The organism is Enterococcus sp. DIV0187, assembly GCF_051713785.1.
Classification (GTDB): domain Bacteria; phylum Bacillota; class Bacilli; order Lactobacillales; family Enterococcaceae; genus Enterococcus_A; species Enterococcus_A avium.
In genome coordinates this window covers 3489452-3512018 of sequence record NZ_JBIOQO010000001.1, presented here as the reverse complement: position 1 = coordinate 3512018, position 22567 = coordinate 3489452, and the positions used below count along the sequence as shown (strand labels likewise).

Below are 22567 nucleotides of genomic sequence, written 5' to 3'. Positions count from 1 at the left end.
GAGTATCATATTTTACAATTATATTTCGTAATCCGTAATCTATCAGGAGGAGAAATATGACGACTTTTGATAAAATCAAAGAATTAGCTCAAAAACGTGGGAAAACACCAAAACAAATAGCTTTAGAATTAAGCTTAGGAGAAAACCTTTTTTATAAATGGAAAAAAAGTAGCCCAACAGCTGATAAATTACAACTGGTCGCTGATTATTTCCATGTTTCTACGGATTACCTTTTAGGAAGAACGGATAATCCATCTGTAAATAATTCAGAACTCCCAGAAGAAATAGATATTAGTGACAATAATATTACTATGGCATATGAAGGTAATACTCTTTCCGAGTCAGAGAGACAAGTGATACTTGCTACTGCCCGCGCTCTGGTTGAACAGCGAAATAAGAATACTAATGAACAAATATAGAATTCGAAGAAATGTGAAGCTTTCACTAAGTAGTAAATATTTATATCTTTCATTTATGAAATTGATAAGCGTGAAAATTACTCACACTTAATTTTTTTACCTTTCGTATCCCCTTCAAAAGCCTTTGTTTTAGAGCTTTTTTTGTTACTCTTTCAGAATATAAAGACAGCTATTCAATCTTAGAAAGAACCTCTGAGATAGACAAACCAATTCCGTTAAAAAAAGGTATATTAAATAAATCTAGTGTAAAACTAATGCACTCATAAACACTGAGGCACAGAGTATCTAGACGACTTTTAGCCCGATTGTTATTCTACAATCAGGCTAAAGTCTTTTTTCGATTATTTACACTTTTCTTGTCTTGAACGTTTGTTGCTTAAGGAAGATGTTCTGGTGTAAGTGGTAAGTTTGACAGTTCCTCAAACAGGTACTGAAGATACCTTGTACTATTGAGAACATTAATCTCAGCTGTTTTAATCACACTGCCCATATCTCCTAATGTCTGTGTCCCACTCAAACTAGTAGAAAACAATTGACTTTTTCTACACATCACCAACTCCTTGATCAACCGATCACTTTGATTGTTCGTCAACTCCAAACGACCATCTTCAAATACCCGCTCCATCGAGATTCGATGTTTCCTCAGGTACTGAATCGCTTCATCTAAATTCGATTTTGGAACAGCTGGAATTCTTGGAATATAAGAATAAATTGGTTGAGTAATGGACGTAATTCTTCTTTTCTGAATGCGCTACTCGTCGGGAATTTTTTTCAAAGTCTTGCTCTTTTTTGAAACAAGTTTTAAAGGCTGCCAGAACATGTTCAGCTGGATATTCTGTCTCTCCTTAAGCTTTGGGTATAGTTGCATAGATTTTTTGCGGCCATAATCCCAACACCGAACAGTGAAAATATTGGGAAAGTCATCATAACCAGTGTAACCGTCGCAATGAAGGTTTCCCCCCATGAGATATCAAGAAATCTTTGGAAATTTCTTTGCTGCGTGGTTTCACTATGATGATAAATCCCAAATTTCAAGTGCAAGTTAGTCACTTCTTGAAAATCACCTTTATTCGTTTTATATTCTTATCAAGAAATGTTTTACTTATTAAATAGTTTACTCAACTCCTCTTGATTTTCCTCAAAGACTTTCAATACGTACTTGTCCCAATGACGAGCATCCGTGGTGGCATCACCAAATACATAATCTTCTTGTCCATAGTCGATAACATCAAAACCTGGAATTGATTTGCTAGCACCCTTTGTCCGATAACTAACGGCAGCTTTCAAATCAAAAGAAATTTTCCCGGTGTCATCTGTGTTAACCCAACTGGTAATATCGGTTCCTGTTGCCTCTGTTGCTGTACCGTTTTCCGTTTGGTCTGTAGATGCAGGTGTCTCAATGTCATTGTCGTTGACATATTTCCCATACATTTGATCCACATAAAGGGAGAAGGTTTCACTCAAGGTTTCAGAAGGAACGTGACCACCATCCCATTGCCACTCAACTTTTGAATCGATCCCTGCCTCAGCCATGGCTAACTCAAGATTCATTGAGCTAAATAAGGACATGTCTCCCTCTGCTGCCCCCATCACAATGCGAACCCAAGTAAGATTTTCAGTCGTCTCATCATCGATATAGTTCAGTGGATTGTATAACTCAACGATATTGTTTCCATATTCGTCACCGGCGGTCACTGCTTCGACGTCAGCTGTATAAGCTTCTAGCATCTCTTCGTAGCTAGCGTAATTGGCAGAATCAGTTAAACTGCCAGCAGCTTGTGTCGTACCACTATCCGGCGTACCAACAACCATTGAATCGCCACTTCCTGTAGGTGCATCGGTTGGGACTTCACCAGTTGGCGGCGTTCCTGAAGGCATTGCACCACTAGGAACTCCTCCTGGTGCACCTTCCATGCCGCCGATACTACCTTTCGCATAGTGCCCTTCAAGAAAAGCTGTTGTTTTTTCTTCCTCCGTTAACGCCGCGACTTCTTCATTAGACAAGGCATTGCCATCAATGTCAAACCATGTCCAGCCTTCCGCATAGTCAAGATTGTCGAGATACCATTGAAGATTCGATCGGAATTTATCCAAGTAAAGGTTCAAATAGGTGCCGTAATATCCATTTGTATCAGGATGATTTTTCAAATCATACTCGATTTTCAAGTCTATCGTATCATCTGTATCCCCATCTTCATTGATATCAAAACCCAATACCGACTCATCAGCACTCAAATCTTGCTCATTAATGTAATTCATGTATTCGTCTGCTAAGTATTTGGCAGTTTGTTTTTGGAAATCTGAACTAAATTCATAAGTGGTATCTAAATAATACTCGAAGGCCATCGATATATCGGCTTCGGCAAGTGGCGTAATCGCACTATAAGCAATACAGCCCCAAGCACCGTCGGAAAGCACATAAGTTTTATCATTCACCGAAACTGCAGTGGTATAACTACCATCTTCATTTTGATAAACGCCCACTGTCCCAGCGGCTATCTCATAGTCATAGAAATCTTCATTGTTTGATGTTGCAGCAAACATCGTTGCATGAGCCCCACCACCAGAGCCACCAGTTGAAACAAAATAATCAACATTTCCTGGAAGATTACCAGCTAAAATATTATATTTCACATAACGTGCGGCATTTTTTTGATCGACTAAACATGAAGGTGCATCCCCAGTGTAAGTCTCATTTCCTTCCTCATCTGTTACGATATCCTGTTTACCACGATTACCACAAGTAACATTGATATAGCCCTCTGCTGCATAAGTTGTCCCTGCTAACGTATTGGTACTTGAACTATAACCAGCGGCTCCTGTATTTAAAATCACTGGAGCTGTGGCTGCCGTATATATCTGTCCATTGGTACTAGTTATTTCAGCATTATAATCAATTACAAGCTGCCCTTTGACGGCGGCTGTCGTTTTATCACTAGTGACATCGACTTTACCATCTTCATCCGTATCAATTCCTTTGACGTATGCAGCTGGCACACAAACCGATACCCCTTGCTGATCCGCTATTTCTGGATTTGTCACGGCTGTCACAATGGATAATACCCAAGCATTATCCGAAAACGACCATTCTTGATCTGCATTATTTGCTAAATTTAACTGCCCCTGAATTTCCTTCTGTTCATCGGTCAATGTGATTTTTTCTGAACTTTCCGTTGTTTTCCCAGTAGTTGTATTAGTTTGCGTATTATCAACACTGTTTTTCTTAACTAGATCACAAGCAGTTAAACTCATCAATAGGCAACTACACAGCAATAGTGAAGCAAATTTCTTCATACATTCATCTCCTAAATAAACGCTAGTTAGCTATTTCTCGAATATATTTTCTCTTAAGAACCTTAAACTTACCTAAACACGCTCTACTAAATTTACTGTAACATCAATTTTTGTTCAGCTATAAATTACCCGCGCTTCAAAAAGTGACTTACTGTTAACTTTTGCTAAACAAAACAGTCCACTTTGTTGAAGCAGCTCTATCCTGTAACCTCTACATCAACAGGCACCTAATCAATAAATAGGTACCCATTAGACTTATCCTGAGAGTCACACAAAATCCTAGTTTTGACTGTACTTATTGTTTAACACTGCTTTATCAGTGTTTCTCTTTCGTTCAGCTCTATGACACACACCTGACAATTTTTCTTAATGTCTTTTCGCAATGCGCTCAGTATCATAGCTTTTGATTACAGCATCATGAGTGGTTTATAGCCTATACTTGCATATCAACTATGGAAGTCCTAATTCAATCTTTTGAAAAGTCTTGCTTTGAAAATACCTTTTCTCCTCTCAAGTTTCCTCGTGCTCAAAATACACTGTTTGATAAGCTTTGTTTATCATTCATGACATATCCGTCGGTGACTGAATATGAATGGTTGGAGAGCCACTTTCATTAATAGTTTCTTAGGAGTTTTTACTCCCTTGATGGAAACTGTTCTGAACCACAGACCGAGCCTATGGTTTCAAAACATACAAAAATAGACCAATCATCGCTTAGATAATTGGTCTCAGCTATTAATATGGTTAATTAATATCCTAATCTCCACTGCCTCATAACTTAATTTGACATTTAAGATAATTAAATTACTGACTTTGGGTTTTCATAAGTAATCATGATTTTACTTAAAAGATCGGTAAAAGACAGAAGTTAATTGGTTTTATAGTCTAATTAAACCCTAGTAGTTAAAGAAAAGAAATTCGAGGTATAGAGAAAAGAAAAACCGCGAAGCAACCACCTATCTAGAATTGATGGTTACTTATACAGTTTATATTACACTTTCTGCAATCTTATTAATTCGTTCCACATCACTTTGATGCTTAAAATTCCTTTTAAGTATTCTATAATACTTGCTCCTTTGGATTCCGTTATTCCTGCAAAATTCAGAAATATTTCCTTTATTTTTATCATTTAATAAAACCTTTGATATCAACTTATCACTTGCTTTTAGATACTTTCCTTTGCCGGTAATATAATTTATTTTCTTTTTTTCATCTCGTAATATATTAGCCACTACTAAAATCACATAATCCCCAATATCCCCATTTTGAATTCTTTGGTTGTCAGTATCGAGTCTAATATCTCGAAACATTTTTTTAGTTTCGTCATCAACAGCATTATAGATTTCTTCAGTTAACTCCGGATCAAAATCAATAATTGCTTCTGCAATTTCTTTTATATTACTTAGATAACTTTTAGAGAATTTTATACTCTTAATAGGATCACAATATTTTTCCTCGCCTGTATCTTTCATATATTCTCATCTCCTCAATTTCATTGTATCATATAAAACTTAAAAGATACATTTTCTAATTATCAATTGGCTACCCTAAATATACAATCACTCTTACGAAGTTCAAGTAATTAACAATTAGGGGTTTTGCTCACTTTTTTACATTCTGTCCAGTCATGTATATTATCATCAATGGATAATTTAGTATTTCCATACTGACAGTACTAAATTCCCCCGTAGTGATAAACACAGTAGCTACGGAGTTACTTTTAACATCCTACGTAATAAAGAAAAACATTTCATCACTAGACTGACTAGAAACAACTGAATGAGATAGAAAAACCAATTGGTTTCGTTTAATTTGATACCTGTTTCAACAACCGATTCTACGTAACCCGCATTTAGAATGGGCTTTAATTCATTGCCGATATCGATCAGTAGTGGATCAGAGTAACCGTCTTGATTGATATGACTGCTGAAATCCGTCGTTCCTTTTTTGACAAATCCGTACTTTCCATACTCTCCATCAGTGACCTTTACCGAAATTTTATAGTTTCCCTTATCCGTCACTGCGAAATAATATTTTCCGTCTTGATTTGTAACGAGTCTGAGCTAAAAGTCTCTTAACTAAAGTAAAAAAATAAAACTCTTCCCTCTATTTTTTGGGATTATAGTACGAAGTGAGAGAAAGCTCGAACGTGGCCTCAAGGACAAAAAAGTTCGCATCAAAAAAACAAGCTTCTTCGTTTTCATTGTTGAATCAGGTTTAAGTATGTTGAGGCTTCGAAACCGTGTATAGAAAATTGGATTTAGAATGACGAAGTGAAGAGCTTTCAAAAACAGAAAACAGGATGAATATGGCAACTGTTGTCGTATTAGATGTTTCAAATGGAAAATGTTTTTGTGTCGCCTATCAAGAAATGACGTGTCTTTTCAAAGAAGAAATCACACATACAAAATATGGGTTTCAAAAATTAATGGCAATGATACAGGATTTGCCTGAGATGCCTGAAATTGTCTTTGAGTCTATCGGGATCTATTCTCATCAAGTAGAAACCTTCTGACGAAAAAACAGTTGATCTATTGAGTTTTAAATCCTCTTCAAGCCAAACAACAGATGGAAAAAATCCCTTAGAAAGTGGAGTACCCACAAACGAGATGCATACAAATTGGCACAGATGCGCTGGAACAATATCTGTACAAAAACTGTGTCGTTTGAATACTGCTATCAAGTTCTTAGAGATCTTTCGCGATTTTATAAAGAGATCAGCCGCATGCACATGAACTTGCACAATACAATCCAACTAACTTTTCCTGAAGTAGAACTTGTTTTGTCCAATAGACTCACTTTTTATGGCTTAGTAATAATTGCTCAATACCCACACCCATCATTGGAATCATTCCAGAACCATTATAAAGAATTAGCTACTACAATCAACCACAAAAAAATCTCAGAGAATCGTGCAAGAAACAAAGCAGAAAAATTAATCGCAAACTCCTAAGATTCGTATCCAATCATTTCGGAACATGCAATTTCTGTTCAGAAAACACGCTATTAGGATGAACAGCTCCAAGTCCTTCTGATACAGAAAGAACTTCTGGCTACTCAAATGATTGAAACGACCAAACGGCTGGAAGAATTTCAAGTAATCGCTAGCTTTTCTGGCATTGATGAACTTAGCGCAGCTCAATTCATTGGATAGTTAGGGGGGCTGTGGCGTCTTCCCAAACCTAAACAAGCCAATACCTATATCGGTATTGACATCCAATTTTTTTAGTCAATTCAGCTTTTACACAACCTATAAATATAACAAATAGAAGTTCAACAATTGCTAATGCAATAATTCCCCTATTCAAAGTAGGAATCCTATTTTTTGTCTTTCGAATATAGTTATTATCTATTGAACTGTACTTTTTAACTATTATACAGATGTAATTAAGACAATTAAAATAAAGGTAAAGGAGGATTTTCATGACTATCAGACAATTTCTACAAATGAATCAAAAAAAAATAGCAATATTTGCAGCGTTAGCCCTGTTATTTCTATTCTTCTCTTTTCCTATCATTCATAATTTATCACGGGAAGCAAATGCCGTAATCGGAATTTTTATCGCTTCCTTGTTGCTATGGCTCTCTGTGGGTTTTGATTGGCCTAGCTTGTTGTGTATCGGTAGTATTGGGCTTTTACCTTCCATCGGTATTAATGGGGCACTAGCTGCTTCTTTTGGCTCCAACTCTTTTGTTTTTCTCTTTTTCACCTTTTTATGTACCTTTGCTTTGGTACAGACAAGCTTTATCTCAAGAGTATCTCAAGCTTTTATTTCATCCGATTTTGCGAAAAAAAAAACCTTTCGACTTGGCGTTACAGTTTTTTTAGCCGTTCTTTTTCTGGGGTGTTTTATTTCACCATCCGTATTGTTTTTCTCGATGTATCCCATCATTTGTTCGATCATTGAGTTGTTGGAACTTGAATTTACACTTTAAGTGCAACACATAAAAAATGACTCATAATCAATATCCAACTAGAATAGGTTTGTCGAGAACACTACTAGGAGGAAGACAATTATGAGCCAGTACCATCATCTTACCATACTCGAACGAGAAAGAATCTTTCTACTTCATGAAGAAGGTATTTCTATTAGAAAAAATGGGAACGACATTCACCGTAGCCCGTCTACCATTTCACGTGAACTGAGAAGAAACAAGGAGAAAACCTACTCCCCTTCCAAAGCAGACAAAAAGTATACTTCTCGTAGAAAGAATTGCGGGCGTCATAGCCTTCTAAAAGATCCGCGAATTTGGTCAATTGTTCGTCATTTATTTGTCGATTTTCAATGGTCGCCAGAGGAAATCTCCAATCGTTTGAAGCTTGAACAGGTGGATTTCTCCATCAGTTTTATCACGATCTACCGTGCCATTTACAACGGTATTTTCGATACAGAACCGCTCTCCCCTGGCAATAGAGGGCTGATCCGTTCATTACGCCATCGAGGAAAAACAAGACATACAAAAAATCATGTCGAGGCTCGTGGAAAAATACGGATTACGCATTCGATTCATGACCGTCCAAAATCCGCAGACGATAGAAGTGAGTTTGGCCATTGGAAAGCCGATACTGTAGCTGGAAAAACTGGTGGTGCTTGTTTAGTGACGTTGACAGATCGAAAATTGCGATTCCTTTTAGCAGGAAAAGCGCCGAGAAAGAAAGCTGCTTACGTGAGCGAAAAAATGATTGAACTTTTAAGCAGTATCCCCAATGAGGTGGTTAAAACGATCACTCCAGATAGAGGAAAAGAATTCTCCAATCATTTCGCGGTTACAGAAGCATTGAATAATGTGCCCTTTTATTTTCCAGATCCGCATGCCCCATGGCAACGAGGAACAAATGAAAATACGAATGGTCTTATTCGAGAATACTTACCAAAATCGAAAGAGATGGACACGGTAGATGACACAACGATTTATCGGATGGTTGAAAAACTAAATAGCAGACCTAGAAAGTGTCTAGGTTGGAAAACACCTTATGAAGTCTTCTTTAATAAAGTGTTGCACTTGATTTGACATTTCAAGAGGAAGAAACATCTGCCTTTTCACATTCTTTACAACAATACGTGTGTTGTAAATGAACGAGCCGATCTAACATGGCTTGATGGAAAAGCACCTCTTCGCGAATTTTGGTTGTACCAATATCTGCCATTTGAGTGCCGCATTGGTCACAAATTCGTTGATCCTTTGACAATTCATGGTGTCTCTCTTTTAAGGGAAGATGAGCGATCTTTGCTGCTTTTTTCCCCAGGGTTCTTTTGTGTCCTTTTACTGTGGTTTCTTTTCCTTCTTCTGTTGGTGTAACTGACTCACTTTCTTCACCCACATCAGAAAATAAGTTTAATTGACCCGTCACTTGTGAATCGAGCGTTTCTTTGGAACGGCCAAAAAAGCGCTCCGTAAAATAGTTGATTTTTTCATTAAGTAGATGGAATTCATTCGTCAACGCTTGATTTGATTTCTGTAAATCGGCATTGAATTGGTGGAGCTCCTTGATTGTTCCTGTCTGAGATTCAAGAAGCTGAAGCAGAGCAGTTGCGTCTGGTTCAACGTTATTATTAGAAATAGAATTTGTTGGTAAGGACACTAAATACACCACCATTATTAATGTAACACCTGTTATTATTATACCGTTTAATCGCTCAAAAAAACAGAGGAAACCGCATGTAATCAATGATTTTGCGGCTTTTCTCTGTTTAAAAAATTCCTTTTGTCCCAGCCTTGATTGCTTTGGGTTGGTGAATGTTTAACCCCTCAAGTAGCCAATGAATCTGTTGCACAGACAGTTGGCGAACTTCTTCTTTTTTTCTCGGCCATTGAAGTCGGCCGTTTTCGATTCGCTTATATCCGAGGAAAAAGCCATTCTTATTCCAATAGAGCAGCTTAAACCGATCGCATCGATTACCACAAAAAAGAAAAATAGCATCCTCGTAAACATCCAGCGCATAGTCCTGTTGGATAATTCTTGCGAGTCCGTCAATCCCTTTGCGAAGGTCGGTCTTACCCGTAACGAGAAAGATTTTTTCTACTTTGGTAAAATCGAGAAACATCTTATCCCAACTCCTTCAGAATCGCCGAGAGGATATAGCTGTTTACACCATTGTAGATCAGGACTTCAGAACCATCCTTTTGACGGATACGCAGGACAATTTTTGCGGTGCTGTTCTTCTTCTAATCACGAGCCGTTCTCGATTGATCGTGAAGCTGAATAGGAACGATGTCATTTGTATTTTTCAAAGAACCACCTCCATTACACTTGATAGCTCAAGTATAGGCAGAGGTGAAAACACTTTGTAGGTACCGAGTGTTTAGGCATTTACAAACAGTACGCAAAAACAACCAAATAACTTAAGTCCATTATAGGGCTTAGGTTATTTGTAAGCGTCATATTGTAAGGCGTATTCAAAAGCCCATCAATCATCCTGTATACTTGAGGATGATTGATGGGCTTGCTTTTTCCATTAATAATTGGCCCGGCATTTTTCTTGAATTTCCTGATTCCAAGGCAAATAAGCTGCCAGCGCAGGTTTTGTTAAACTTGGCAGGTTGGGTATCCTTTCAAATAAGTAGATCAGATATTTTCTTGGGTCTAATCCATTTTCTACAGCGGTGCGTAAAATACTTAGAATGATCCCTGTTGCTTGCGCACCTTTTTCACTTTTTGAGAACAACCAATTTTTTCGACCGATGACCAATTCTTTGATGGCTCGTTCCGCACGATTGTTCGTGGTTTCTAATCGTCCATCCTCTAAGAACGTACATAATCCTTCCTTGTGCTTTAACAGATACGCCACCGCTTCTCCCAATTTTGATTTTGAGAGCACGCATAGATTGGATGCCCAAGAAAAGAATTCATCCACGATTGGTTTGATCCACTGATCACGTTGTTTTTTTCGATCCGTTGGATCTAGATGACGTAGTTTCTTCTCTTCTTTGAAAAGAAGATCACAGTAGCGCTCACCTAATAAGGCGATGCTATATTTTTTCGGCTGCGAGCCGATCGCTTCATGAAATTTCCGACGAACATGTGCCCAACAGTAAACATTCTTAACACCAGACATTTTTCCATAAGCGGCGTAAGCATCACTATGCAGATAACCAGTAAAGTGTGCAAGAAAATTCTGAGGGACTTCATGTTTTCGGGATAATTCATGTTGATAAAGTACAACTGGATACCCTTCGGCTTTTCCTGAAGTATAAAGCCAATAATAAGTCGTGGCTTTTGAGACATCTAATACATTGTAGTGCGTCTCATCCGCGTGAATGACTTCTTGGTTTTGTAAGGTTTCTTTTAGTAGTTGGTACAATGGCGACAAGACATAGTCTGTCGCTAGAAGATGCCAATGCGTGATTTTTTGCCGATCCAATGGAAAGCCAAAGGTTTCCATTCGTTCTCTTGCCGATAGGCAGGCACTTTCTTGACATATTTTTCAATCATTGTCTGAGCCACCATCGTCGGGCTCCCAAAACTATTATTGATTAGGGGCTTTGGTACTGGTGCTTTTTTAATCGGCGTTGATCCATTGTCTTTTTCACACGCACAACACTTATAGGCATGTTGGTGAAATAAATTTTTTTCAATATGAGCAGGAATGAATAAAGGTTCTTCACGAACAACGGTGGAGCCAATTTCAGTCATGCGAGTGCCGCAGGCATCACAAAGACAATCTTCACCTTCTAAATAATAGTGAAGATGATTTGCGGGTAAGTGTGCCAGCGACAAGGCTTTTTTTCCTTTTGTCTTTTTCCGCCTAAAGCTCTTTACCTCAATCAATTCCTGGCTTTCTTGACCAGTCTGCTCTGGTTTCTTAAAAGAGTCTGTATCAAAGAGATTTGTCTGTCCATCGACAGAGGGGGTATCCTCTTTTTTTCGCCCATACATTTGACGTTGCAGCGCAAATAACTGTTCTTGTAAGTACCGATTTTGTTCAAGGACGAGTTCAAATTGTTCCGTCATCTCGTAGAGCTTTTTCTCTAATTTCTTGTTATCCAAAAGAAGCTGATTTCCCTTTTTTGCCAACCATTTACACCCCCTGTTTTCCGATATCATCTGTTATTATTATACCATTTTCCTATACAAAAAAGTAGTGGAAACCGCATGAAATCAACGGTTTCTACTACTTTAATAGAAGGCACCCTTGGTGCTGGAATGAATCGTTTTCTTCTTTTCGATCGAAAAGCCTGTAAGCAGTCGCTTCAATTGCCGAACATTTAATTGTTTAATTTCTGACGTGTGTTTTGGCCATTGAAGTCGGCCATTCTCAAACCGTTTGTACAATAATAGAAAACCATCACCTTCCCAGTAGAGTGCCTTAAAACGATCGGACTTTGTCCCACAAAAAAGAAAGAGTGCCTGATCAAAGACATTCAGTTGATACGTTTCTGTGACAAAGGCTGCCAGTCCATCGATCCCTTTTCGAAGATCGGTTTTCCCGCAAACGATAAAGATATTAGGTACGTGAGTGAAGTCGAGAAGCATGGATGCTCAACTCCTTCATGATCGTTGCCAAAATATATTTGTCCGTTCCATTGTAGATGTAAGCTTCAGCTTGTCCCAATTTCACTCGAGCCGCGAGTTTTGATTTCGCTGGAGCAGTTGGCGACATCGGTGGATTTCGATCCACGATCTGAATAGGTACGATTTCTTTTTTCTCCATAGTATGCCTCCTGTAAGTTGATACAGTAAGTTTAACAGTCGGCGAAGGAGAAAACGAGGCACCCTACTATGTGACGTTTACATTTGGTTTGTAGGTACTTGGTGATTAGGCATTTACTTCACAAGTACCAAAATTAACAATTTGTTAATTGGTATTTGTTAACCGAACATGTTATACTGTACTTGCGAAATGTGAAGATTTCGAATGTTAGAGACACGAAAGCCCTACTCCTGCCAGAGTAGGGCTTTTCTTTTCACCAGATGCGACGGCTGGCGCGTGAGTTAAAAGGACAGCTGCATTCAGTTGTCGCCTCGATCACTTAACCAATGATCGACTAGTGTTGTCACTAGAGCCACAAAAAGTGGTGCAACAACTAATGTGAAGAATTCATTCATGTTAGAGACACCTCCCTTGGAGGCAGCTGCCTTTGCTAGTATATCATATGGAATAATCTAGAGGCGATTTACTTTTGACAATATGACCTAGAAAGTGTGGAATGCAACAGGAAAATGATCTGTAAAATATTCACATTTCAAAGTAAGCTAATGAATCGGTTAGACTAGACAGAAAAAATAAGGTGTGTAGAATAATAAAAAACACACTGGAGGATTTTTCATGTCAAGACGTCAACGAAGAACCTATTCAAAAGAATTCAAGCAACAGGTCGTCAATCTCTACCTTGCAGGCAAACCGCGCGCAGAAATCATTCGAGACTATGAGCTGACCGCTTCAGCCTTCGATAAATGGGTGAAGCAAGCACGGTCAACAGGCTCATTCAAGGAAAAAGATAACTTACCCCCGGAACAAGCAGAACTGATCGCATTATGAAAGAAAAACAAACAGCTCGAAATGGAGAATGATATTTTAAAGCAAGCGGCGCTGATTGAAGATGTTAAGACAAGTAATTGATGCCAACAAGCAGAAATACTCGATATCAGCGATGTGCAAAATTCTAACTATTTCTCGTCAAACCTACTATTATCAAGCACAACCTGTCAAAAGTCAAAAACGAGTCTGAGTTAGAAGAAGTCGTACAGGAAGAATTTATTCGTAACCGAAAAGCCTATGACACCCGGAAATTGAAGAAATGTTTAGCAAAGCGTGAGCTTCAACTCAGTCGACGCCGAATTGGTCGAATCATGAAATGTCGCGGATTGACATCTACCTATTCGATGGCTCATTTTAAAGGCCACCAAACAGCTTGTAATGAAACGGAAAAAGCGAATGTATTAGATTGGGCCTTTACACAGGAACAGCCATTGGAAGCAATCGTCACGGATATTACTTATGTTCGCGTGGGGAAAAAGGAGCATTATATCTGCTTAATTCTGGATTTATTTAATCGAGAAATTATTGGTTATTCCTATGGGGAGAAAAAGGACGCCTCATTGGTAAAAGAAGCCTTTGGACGGATCCCTTATCCTTTAACAGACGTCAAACTTTTCCATATCGATCGTGGAAAGGAAATCGATAATCAAACCATTAATGAGATTTTAAATGGCTTTGAAATTACTCGTTCGTTGAGTAAGAAGGGCTGTCCGTATGATAACGCCGTTGCGGAATCAACCTATAAATCTGTCAAAGTAGAATTCGTGCATCAATACCAATTTGAGACACTGGCACAGACAGCTACGTCTAAGAATTGTTTGATTATATCCATTGGTGGAACTACCTTTGATTGCATGGCACATTAGGGTATGAAACACCGATCCTCTTTCGACAACAGAGATTGGCGAAGCGAACCCTTGATAGTGAGCTCGGATCTGATACCTCTGGAGAGGCAGCGTAATTGAATGAGCACGCTTCTGCCAGAAAGAATCCGATCCGATCCGAGAAGGCTGTACCCATGAAAACAAGGTTCTATTCAATAGAATTGTTGTCAAATCAACCAGTTGAAGACGTGTTGTTTTGGAACTAAGTATTTACTTTGTAGCTAACTGCACAAAGATTTCCATCAAGACTTCTTGACTCAGCACGGTGCTTTTCGAGATAACGAACTGTGACAAAAATCGATACCAATTTTCTTGCAGAGACGCAGATTTAAAAAGGTACGAACAATCTCACGATACCTTGGAAATTCTTCATAAACCGCGTGAAGTAATACTTTTACGTCCGTTCTAAAATCCAATTTTTTTTACTATAAGAATCAAAATTTTCGATGACCCTTTTAGCTTTTTTTTCTGATAAATCATATTGAACTTCTGAACAAGCAAAATAAGTCGAAAACGAATCTGAGCTAGAAGCACTCATTCAAGAAAAATTTATTCGCAACCGAAAAGCTTACGACACTCGTAAATTAAAGCGGTGCTTAACCACTCTTGAACTTCAAGTGAGCCGACATAATAATTAGTCGTATCATGAAACAGCGAGGATTACAGTCCACGTATACACACGCTCCTCACTTCAACTTGTAATAAAGTCGGAACGGCAAACGTATTGGATCGTACGTTCACACAAGAAACACCATTAAAAACCATCTTAACTGATTTCACCTATGTCCGAGTCGGGGAAAAATGACATTATGTCCGTCTGATTCTTGATTTATTTAATCGAGAGGTTATTGTTTACTCCTGTGGTAAAAAGAAAAATACGGCGTTAGCCAAATAAGCCTTTGCCCAGATCACGAAAAAGAATTCGCTAACCAAACGAATGACGAAATTTTACACACCTTTGATATCACGCGTTTTCTAAGTAAAAAGGGATGTGCGATTGCAGAGTCTAAATCAATCAAAGGAGAATTTGTTCACCGGTATCAATTTGAGACATTGGAACACGTACGGCTAGAACTGTTTGATTATGTCCATTGGTGGAATTATTTACAGCTGCACAACAACGCTAGTTTATGAAACACCGTTTGGATTTCGACAGCAGAGCTTGGCGCAACGTACCCTTGAAAATGAGCTCGGATTTAATGCCAGCAGGAAATCAGATCCTAAAAGATGCGTTGTCAAGGGCACTCGGAACAACAACACTAAGTTTTCAAGACACCTTAGAATTTTTGTAGGTTTGTCAATGTTGCCATCCCATAAAAAGCTTAGACTCAATGATAGAACTTCTCAATTCGTTTCTTGGTCAGCACCTTAGAAGAATCTATATATACTATTTTTTGAAAATACATATGTTGCAATTCTTCAGGGATATCCCACCCCCGTGTATCTTTCTGAATGATGTTCTTTTCTTTTTTAAGAAATAAATAGGAACATGAAATAAATAGTACTACAAAAAAAAGAATCCGTTTGAAAATTAAAAAAACAGCGCTTCTGCCTTCAAAATCCATTAAGAAGCCACCTATAAAATAATAAATCACCAGTGTAATGAATAGTAAAACTAAATATTTCATCAAATTCATTATCCTTAATCTCTTGCCGGACTTTTCCATGTAGCCTGCCCCCCTTCAAAAATCTTTTTAATCCCTAAAGGGATTCCTATCAACAACGCAATAGTATTTATAAGCCATAAACAAACTATATACCACACAAAAAAAAGAGACACCCCCAATATATTATATTCTATTCGAAAAGTTAACAAAATAGCAATTCCTACTAGGAATATCGATGTTATAAGAAATAGAAAATTAGACGAATAAAAATAAAAAGGAATTTCTTTAGTAAGGACTAGCTTAGAAATGAAAATTGGACTTGATACAAACCAACCTATCGCCCAAAAAGCACTAAGCAGTTGCTCAGCTCCTAATAATTTCAAACGAAAATTTCCTTTAGCAAAAAAAACAAGTGAATTTTTAATTAATACTTCTGTACCTCCTTGGGCCCACCTAATTCTTTGTTTCAACAATTCCTTAATAGTTGATGGAACTTGCATCCAACAAAACGCACTCGGAATAAATTCTACGGACCAACCTCTTCTTTGAAGCTTCCAAGTAATAGAAACATCTTCTGTACTACATTCTTGATCCCACCAACCTACATCTATCAATGCCTCTTTCCTAAATAACGCACACACACCTGATATAGAAAAAATTGCTCCTAAATAATTTTGAACCCTTTTCGTCATATTTATTAAAGTAAGAAATTCTACCGTTTGGATTTTCCCTAAAAAAGAAGATCTATTTTTTACAAACGGGTGCCCAGTTACTGCACCTAATTGACTATTATTTAACATTGGAGACACTAACTGTCGAACAGTATCTTCATTTAATGTAGCATCAGCATCTATACATAACAAATAATCCGCATTACTCATAAGCGCTCCCTGTATTAAGGCATGGGCTTTTCCACAATTAGTTTCTATTAAGCAGGCCCTAATATTAGAAAATTCTATAATCAATTCAGATATCACTTGCCTAGTATTGTCTGACGAACCATCGTCAATAATAATTATTTCATAATTAGAGTAGTTATTGCATTCAATTATTTTAGAAACATGTTTATACAGAACTTTTTGTTCATTGTGGCACGGAATAAGAATCGATACAAAGGGGTACGAACATCCCAGATTCCCTTTATGGGTACTCTTTTTCTGAATAAAGTCAACTATCAAAAAAAAAACATAAATAAAACTCATAAAAAGAGGGTAATAAAGCATTAAAAAAACCAATCTATTCACCTTACTATACTAATTACTAAAAAAAATTTTTTTAGAAAATAAATACCTATGCTAAAAAAAATAGCATACTTACACAAACCAACAGTCTCTTTTAAAGACGATTGGACTATCTGTATAACAAAAAGGAGTAGTACAAAGAAAAATAGCTTCTTTAGAAAAAGAACTATTTTATTCTTATAAAAAAGACTACTTACAGGACCAAAGACTACCCAAGCATTAAATACGGATACTGTTTGCACAATCCCCAAACAAAAAAAAACAAGGAACAAGCGATAATACAATACCCCTTTTTAGAATCATTTACTTTTTTTGCAAAAAAAGCTTCAATAAATAAAATATAAAATATAAAATATAAAACAAAATACAAAGAAGACAAAGTTGAAAAATTTATTAGAGTACAAAAAGAGCTACTCAAAATACCTAAATAAAGCAACAGTATTTTGAGTAAACACCTTTTAAAAAAGCATCACTCATTAATAAAACTCCCTTCCGTTTTATCAATTTGAAGTAATTCTGATTTTTCTATTAATTCCCCATTAGAGAATAGACAAAATACCAACTTATTTTGAGAAGATAGTGGTTTCTGCACCAATGCATCAAGTGTTAAATTATACATGGTATCTAAATCCCCTAAATATATACTCTTTAAACCATCGTGATATGTAGCTACAGGAGTTCTTTCTTGAAGATTTTTACGTAATTCTAAATTTTTAAACCTATTAGCATCTTCACTCTCAATTATAAGAGTAACCTTCTCCAAATATTGACAAGCACTATTTAATCGAACATTTACTAATATATCTTTCTTTGAAATATATTTTCCCCATGAAAAAATCATTTCTTTTTGGGAAGGCTTCCCTTCAGGTAAAGATGATACGTTCAACGTTCCTCCACAAATATCTATAAATTTCTGATCATTTTCTCCCCATACTTTAGGGTTCAATTTAACATTAAAGTGAAAATTTCCCCGTTTAATCGGTTCATTTAATTTTACGTTCACAATATTTGAGCTACTATCTATATCCGCTTCTCCTAAAAGTCTCCCCTTCCTTTTTAAAGGAAAATTACAATCATTGTTTAAAACAAACTCTTTTGGTACACAAAATGAAAAAGATTGTTGTTTAGAATCCCAAGAAACATTCAACAAAATGTTATCTGACATTTTAAATTTCCCTTGGGTTGAAGTCGTCCCATTTCCCAATGAAACCCGCACCCCTTCACTTGCCTCTGACACAACTCCTTTTCCGTACACAGAAATAATTGACAAAGCTACCAACATTAGGCACATACATAGGCTGATCCTTTTTTTTGAAAACACATTTAATCCCCCTCTCTGAAATGTATCCGTTGTAAACTTATCATTGATAAGTTTAACCCATCTTTTTAATCCCTCTCTTTTTTGTCCTAAATGTCAAATTAAGCTGGACAAATTCTCTTCATTCATGTAATCCAAAAATACCTCCAATGGTGTTCGGTAATTCAATGACCTTCTAGGAATATGATTTCTCCTAGAAACAATGGATTGAATAAATGACTCTGGTACGTTGGTAAAATCCATTGCTTTTTTCAAGCCATCTTTTCGCAATAATCCGTTAGAATGCTCATTTAACCCACGTTGTGAAGGTGTACCCTGATCCGTAAAGTAAATATCTATGTCATTGACATTACTAATTGATTTCCAGTTTGAAAATTCTTTTCCACAATCAAACGTGATTGATTTGAACACGTGACAAGGAAACGTTTAAAACCATTGATTCATTCTGTGTTCAATATCTTTTGCCTGTCGGCCATCTGGTTTGAGTGTAATAATCACTTTGGTTAAGCGCTCCACCAAGGTAATAACAGTACTTTTATGTTTCGCACCAATGATTGTATCTCCTTCGAGGTGACCAAATTCTTTGGAATAATTTGAATACTCTTTGTTTCGTTGACGAATCGAGCGACGAAAAGCTTGTTTTCCACGTTTTTCTTGATGTCCATTCGGTTTGCGTTTTCCTTTCAGAGGGAGGGACAACTGTACTCACTCAAAATAATTCTTTGGACGGAACTATTTTGAGTGTAGCACAAATGACTTTTTTAGTTGTCTAGCTCAATTTTACAATTGGCGAATTTTAAAAAGGACAACTTTTAGGTTTGCGAATTCTCAATAAAGCCCCCTCATACCTAGTTCACTATCCTGCCACAATTTTAATCGAAAGAGTTATCGCTCAGAAATTCTGTAATCAAAAATTTCGAATTTCAATGATAACATAACTAGACATATGTTATCATTGAAATTATTTTTCCAAAATATTATGTGCTTCATTTATTTCTGTTGGTGTCAATTCCTGAATATTCTTAAAGGAGACGTTCTTCAAAGCTTTTGTGTCATTTAGCCCAATTGTCATACAATCTTTAAATGATAAGTCTGTTTCTACATTATTCTCTACAAGGTTCAAATACTCCGGATAACTACTAATATTTTTAGCTGTAGCTAATTTCGTAAAGATTGCACTAAGTACTCGCGCTTGCGCTTCTTGTCTGATTGTTTCATTTGAGGCTGTTAAAAAAATCCCACGTAAGTAATCATATGTTGCTTTTCCATCTAAGTGAAGTTCCCCTGTAACAAACGTATGATCATTATAATTAGTAGTTATTGGATTATTTATATCGATACCTTTACATTGATCCACCAATTTTTCTAAGCCTATCCAATCTAAAGACATATAATAATCTATTTTTGTATTGAGAAGTGGCTGAATGGTTTCTATGGTAGATGTGACTCCTCCGTAAGAATAACTATTACAAAGCTTATCAGACTTTATACTTTCTCCAGGAATCGAAACAATAGACTCTTTGGGTAAACTAATGATGTCCGTTCTACTACTTTCTGGATTTACTTTAGCAACAAATACTGTATCTGCATGCATATTTTCTGCTCTTCGTTCGCTTCCCCCCTCACCTTCCTGCGAATCAATTCCTAATAATAATATTTTGAACGACCCATTCTTTTTTAAAGTATTTAAATTGGAACTATAATTTTTTGACTTTACTGGTGTGTAAACTTTTTTAGCAGTTGCAGAAACATCATGGTAAAATATACCAGCTACACTTCCTAATATTATCAAAACCATACCAAAACTTATCAAAAATATCTTTATTCCGGTTCTTTTTTTTAGAGCCATTCTATCTCTCCTAACTAAATTTATACTAACTATTTAATTATTCTATCTCCAAAGACCTCATAATTGTTCTTTGTTTTTTTAAACAAAAATATAAAATAATGGAAAAGATACTACCTGAGCTAATTTCAAAATTGTCACTTTTTTCTTTCCCAATTTTACGAGCTAGTTCCCCTATTTTACTAATGAAGCTTTCTACCGATTCATCCTTTTCAAAAGTAATCAAGCTGTCTGCTCCATCTATCATTGTAGATATTGATTATTTTCTGTAATCAGAGCTGAATTTTTCGATGTTTGAGCAATGGGTTTCCTAGACTCCAAAATTCCTTTTATTGTTCCTCTTTTATTGAAGTCGTTGTTTCCGTTGGTTTCGAAGTAGATTAACCACTTGCGCTTGAAGAACTTAAATTTGTTGAACTAGTAGACGTCTCACTAATTGTCACTGTACTACTTTCCATTGTTGATAAATTTGAATTTATACTTGTTGATTATTTCATTTGCTACAACTTGACTCAGTAATACGATCAAAATCTGAAATGATAATACCGAAATTATTTTAAAAAAGTTTTTTCAATACCTACTCTCTTTTTCCATTTTTTTATTTTTCATATCTTTTTATAGACAAACAATAAATTAGGCATAGAGCGACTACACTGAGACTCGAAATTTCAGCTATACTTAATGTGTCGGTTTGCCAAGAATGCAGCATAATACCTGCCATAATCACAAAACAAATTGGAACAATTCATTTCTACAAGGTCTATTTCCTCCCCTCTAACAAACTTGTTATCAGTATAAAACGATTTCTTCCGTTATTTTTTTAAAAAAATTATCTCCGCAGTTAAAAACTAATATCCTGCTTCTAGAAGCAGTTCTCTTTTTTAAATCAAATAAACTATGAATGATAATAAAGATAAATTCCTGATTGACTACTAATGTCCTTTACTTCATTTCTATCTAAGCTAACTTCACCTGTATATTTTTTAATAAGATAATAGATCTAAGAATTGATCTTTTATTAATAAATAAATTTTTTTTACAAGAATACTGCATATAACAGAGATAACAAAAACAAATATAAAACTAAGAAAACAGTATATAAAACTATGGATATTAATAATACGAAAAAAAATATACTTGTTTAAAAAATTAATGATACATGGATGAATCAAATATATTAGTAAGGAATATTTACTCAATTGAATAACTAAATTTTTAATAAAGGGATTATTTATTAAAACAGGTGCAATTCCATATAGTAAGATGAACAGACTAATAGAAAAACTGAACCTAACAATGGAATTTAGGAATGCCGTATATAGATTACTGTCTATTTTGAGAATAGATATCCCATAGTATAGTCCTAGCATAATAATTGAAACCAAACTAATCTTCTTAATCGCAATATTCTTTAATACTTTCTTTCTTTCTAAATATATCCCAATTATAAATAAAATTCCCCAAAGAAAAGGACTAACAAAAACCAGTTCAGAAAAATGGAAAGTAATATAGTAATTAGAGGCTATTGAAAAGATTATGAATAATAATATCCAAAAATAATAATTAGTATTCAACCACCAATAAAATAGAGGGAATACCGCTATTAATAAAAAGAGAATAACTAAATAATATAAATGATAAGCACCTTGAATTCTTATAAGACTTATCCAAAAATCCACTTTATTTACTAGAGAATAAAAAAAAGTACTAAAAATATAGTAAATCAATAATGAAATTAGTTTTCTGAAGTATTTTGAAAAGTCCCATTTTTTTTTAGAATAGCTTATACTATTTGAATATCCAGATAGTATTAAGAATAATGGGACTGCACTATTACCTAAATAATAGAGAAGATTATTTAATCTTTCTTCTTCAGTAAACCCATTTGAAAATACGTGCATTAAAATTACAAGCAGCATAGCAAAGACTCTAATTACTTCAAGATTGGAATCTTTTTTTAAAGTCATATAAACACCTCTTTTCGGATACAAAATAAAACACCATAAACTTTTTTTACTATAATTAGACCCCACCAAAGAATGGAATAGAATAAGTAATGCCGCGAACATCAAAACAATTCACAAATTCATTTGTTAGAATTAGTTTTACTCCAGAAAATAATTATGTTCAAAAAAACAGAACTTGCATATTCGATATATTCCATTAAATATAAATTAAGTATTGATGTAACATCAAATGTTAATAAACATATTTCTTTTTACTTTTGGAAAAGAATATCCCTTTTCTATTAGAACAGTTTTTCTAATTACAAATCGCTTTGTTCCTCTAGAAATAATCACGGTTCGCTCACCAAATGCCTCTATTCTTCCACTCTCTATAGAACCATCAATTGTATCAGCCTCTATAACATCACCGATATCAAGACAATTTTGTTTTATATTTTCGTCTACTATGGGACTCACCCTCTTCATATATTTATCACTTTCAATTTTATTGATATTTTAACTCCTTTAAT

At 35.8% G+C, this 22567-nt stretch carries 22 protein-coding genes and 3 pseudogenes; 6 read left to right on the top strand and 19 right to left on the bottom strand.

Annotated features, from left to right (window positions below; all coding sequences use genetic code 11):
• The first annotated feature begins 56 nt into the window (after nucleotides 1–56).
• On the top strand, nucleotides 57–419 hold the full coding sequence (locus IGI52_RS17205) for a helix-turn-helix domain-containing protein (protein ID WP_438781870.1): 363 nt from the start codon (nucleotides 57–59) through the stop codon (nucleotides 417–419).
• A gap of 376 nt (nucleotides 420–795) precedes the next feature.
• Here IGI52_RS17205 and IGI52_RS17200 read toward each other — a convergent pair whose 3' ends face one another.
• The 4 genes from IGI52_RS17200 to IGI52_RS17185 form a co-directional block, all read right to left on the bottom strand.
• Nucleotides 796–1110, bottom strand: coding sequence for an IS66 family transposase (locus IGI52_RS17200; protein WP_438782261.1), 315 nt, complete (start codon nucleotides 1108–1110; stop codon nucleotides 796–798).
• 407 nt (nucleotides 1111–1517) lie between these two features.
• Complete coding sequence (locus IGI52_RS17195; protein ID WP_438781868.1) at nucleotides 1518–3713, bottom strand: hypothetical protein; 2196 nt, start codon at nucleotides 3711–3713, stop codon at nucleotides 1518–1520.
• Nucleotides 3714–4699: 986 nt separating this feature from the next.
• Nucleotides 4700–5185, bottom strand: coding sequence for a hypothetical protein (locus tag IGI52_RS17190; RefSeq protein WP_438781867.1), 486 nt, complete (start codon nucleotides 5183–5185; stop codon nucleotides 4700–4702).
• Nucleotides 5186–5419: 234 nt separating this feature from the next.
• A complete protein-coding gene (locus IGI52_RS17185) occupies nucleotides 5420–5734 on the bottom strand; it encodes a hypothetical protein (RefSeq protein ID WP_438781866.1) in 315 nt (104 codons plus the stop codon).
• Between the two features lie 287 nt (nucleotides 5735–6021).
• On the opposite strand from IGI52_RS17185, the gene IGI52_RS17180 reads away from it, so the two are divergent.
• From IGI52_RS17180 to IGI52_RS17170, 3 genes are all read left to right on the top strand, one after another.
• Nucleotides 6022–6228, top strand: coding sequence for a hypothetical protein (locus IGI52_RS17180; RefSeq protein WP_438781864.1), 207 nt, complete (start codon nucleotides 6022–6024; stop codon nucleotides 6226–6228).
• Nucleotides 6229–7136: 908 nt separating this feature from the next.
• Nucleotides 7137–7649, top strand: a complete 513-nt coding sequence (locus tag IGI52_RS17175; RefSeq protein WP_438781863.1) for a hypothetical protein — start codon at nucleotides 7137–7139, stop codon at nucleotides 7647–7649.
• A gap of 81 nt (nucleotides 7650–7730) precedes the next feature.
• Nucleotides 7731–8726 (top strand): IS30 family transposase, encoded by a 996-nt coding sequence (locus IGI52_RS17170; protein ID WP_438781861.1) that lies wholly within the window; start codon nucleotides 7731–7733, stop codon nucleotides 8724–8726.
• Nucleotides 8727–8730: 4 nt separating this feature from the next.
• Here the strand turns inward: IGI52_RS17170 and IGI52_RS17165 are convergent, their stop codons facing one another.
• The 7 genes from IGI52_RS17165 to IGI52_RS17135 all read right to left on the bottom strand — a co-directional run bounded on the left by IGI52_RS17165 (nucleotide 8731) and on the right by IGI52_RS17135 (nucleotide 12762).
• Nucleotides 8731–9297, bottom strand: coding sequence for a hypothetical protein (locus IGI52_RS17165; RefSeq protein ID WP_438781859.1), 567 nt, complete (start codon nucleotides 9295–9297; stop codon nucleotides 8731–8733).
• A 109-nt stretch (nucleotides 9298–9406) separates the two neighbouring features.
• On the bottom strand, nucleotides 9407–9760 hold the full coding sequence (tnpB, locus tag IGI52_RS17160) for an IS66 family insertion sequence element accessory protein TnpB (protein ID WP_438781858.1): 354 nt from the start codon (nucleotides 9758–9760) through the stop codon (nucleotides 9407–9409).
• Nucleotides 9761–10171: 411 nt separating this feature from the next.
• A complete protein-coding gene (gene tnpC, locus IGI52_RS17155) occupies nucleotides 10172–11098 on the bottom strand; it encodes an IS66 family transposase (protein ID WP_438781856.1) in 927 nt (308 codons plus the stop codon).
• On the bottom strand, nucleotides 11041–11730 hold the full coding sequence (locus tag IGI52_RS17150) for an IS66 family transposase zinc-finger binding domain-containing protein (RefSeq protein WP_438781854.1): 690 nt from the start codon (nucleotides 11728–11730) through the stop codon (nucleotides 11041–11043). Before IGI52_RS17150 ends, tnpC begins: the two co-directional genes overlap by 58 nt.
• A 102-nt stretch (nucleotides 11731–11832) precedes the next feature.
• A complete protein-coding gene (gene tnpB, locus IGI52_RS17145; RefSeq protein ID WP_270791437.1) occupies nucleotides 11833–12189 on the bottom strand; it encodes an IS66 family insertion sequence element accessory protein TnpB in 357 nt (118 codons plus the stop codon).
• Entirely contained in the window at nucleotides 12161–12367 is a 207-nt protein-coding gene (locus tag IGI52_RS17140) for a hypothetical protein (RefSeq protein ID WP_270791438.1), read from the bottom strand. The genes tnpB (IGI52_RS17145) and IGI52_RS17140 overlap by 29 nt, the downstream gene beginning before the upstream one ends.
• A 299-nt stretch (nucleotides 12368–12666) precedes the next feature.
• On the bottom strand, nucleotides 12667–12762 hold the full coding sequence (locus tag IGI52_RS17135) for a type I toxin-antitoxin system Fst family toxin (protein WP_438781853.1): 96 nt from the start codon (nucleotides 12760–12762) through the stop codon (nucleotides 12667–12669).
• Nucleotides 12763–12982: 220 nt separating this feature from the next.
• Here IGI52_RS17135 and IGI52_RS17130 point away from each other — a divergent pair.
• Together IGI52_RS17130 and IGI52_RS17125 are read left to right on the top strand one after the other, a co-directional pair.
• Nucleotides 12983–14156, top strand: a pseudogene (locus tag IGI52_RS17130) (IS3 family transposase).
• A 429-nt stretch (nucleotides 14157–14585) separates the two neighbouring features.
• A pseudogene (locus tag IGI52_RS17125) lies at nucleotides 14586–15298 on the top strand (IS3 family transposase); the annotation flags it as partial.
• A gap of 109 nt (nucleotides 15299–15407) precedes the next feature.
• Here IGI52_RS17125 and IGI52_RS17120 read toward each other — a convergent pair.
• The 8 genes and pseudogenes from IGI52_RS17120 to IGI52_RS17085 form a co-directional block, all read right to left on the bottom strand.
• Nucleotides 15408–15644: a hypothetical protein gene (locus IGI52_RS17120; RefSeq protein ID WP_438782277.1), complete on the bottom strand. Its 237-nt coding sequence runs from the start codon at nucleotides 15642–15644 to the stop codon at nucleotides 15408–15410.
• Nucleotides 15645–15721: 77 nt separating this feature from the next.
• Nucleotides 15722–16888 carry a glycosyltransferase gene (locus IGI52_RS17115; RefSeq protein ID WP_438782260.1) on the bottom strand — a complete coding sequence of 389 codons (1167 nt, stop codon included), beginning with the start codon at nucleotides 16886–16888 and terminating at the stop codon, nucleotides 15722–15724.
• Between the two features lie 508 nt (nucleotides 16889–17396).
• Nucleotides 17397–18248, bottom strand: coding sequence for a hypothetical protein (locus tag IGI52_RS17110; RefSeq protein ID WP_438781851.1), 852 nt, complete (start codon nucleotides 18246–18248; stop codon nucleotides 17397–17399).
• A 93-nt stretch (nucleotides 18249–18341) separates the two neighbouring features.
• Nucleotides 18342–18938 (bottom strand): annotated as a pseudogene (locus IGI52_RS17105) (IS30 family transposase); the annotation flags it as partial.
• Between the two features lie 268 nt (nucleotides 18939–19206).
• A complete protein-coding gene (locus tag IGI52_RS17100) occupies nucleotides 19207–20094 on the bottom strand; it encodes an LCP family protein (RefSeq protein WP_438781849.1) in 888 nt (295 codons plus the stop codon).
• Between the two features lie 37 nt (nucleotides 20095–20131).
• The gene (locus IGI52_RS17095; RefSeq protein ID WP_438782276.1) at nucleotides 20132–20317 is read right to left on the bottom strand and encodes a hypothetical protein; all 186 of its coding nucleotides are present in this window, start codon (nucleotides 20315–20317) and stop codon (nucleotides 20132–20134) included.
• A gap of 757 nt (nucleotides 20318–21074) precedes the next feature.
• Complete coding sequence (locus IGI52_RS17090) at nucleotides 21075–22058, bottom strand: acyltransferase (protein WP_438781848.1); 984 nt, start codon at nucleotides 22056–22058, stop codon at nucleotides 21075–21077.
• Nucleotides 22059–22283: 225 nt separating this feature from the next.
• Entirely contained in the window at nucleotides 22284–22523 is a 240-nt protein-coding gene (locus IGI52_RS17085; protein WP_438781847.1) for a hypothetical protein, read from the bottom strand.
• Nucleotides 22524–22567: the final 44 nt, after the last annotated feature.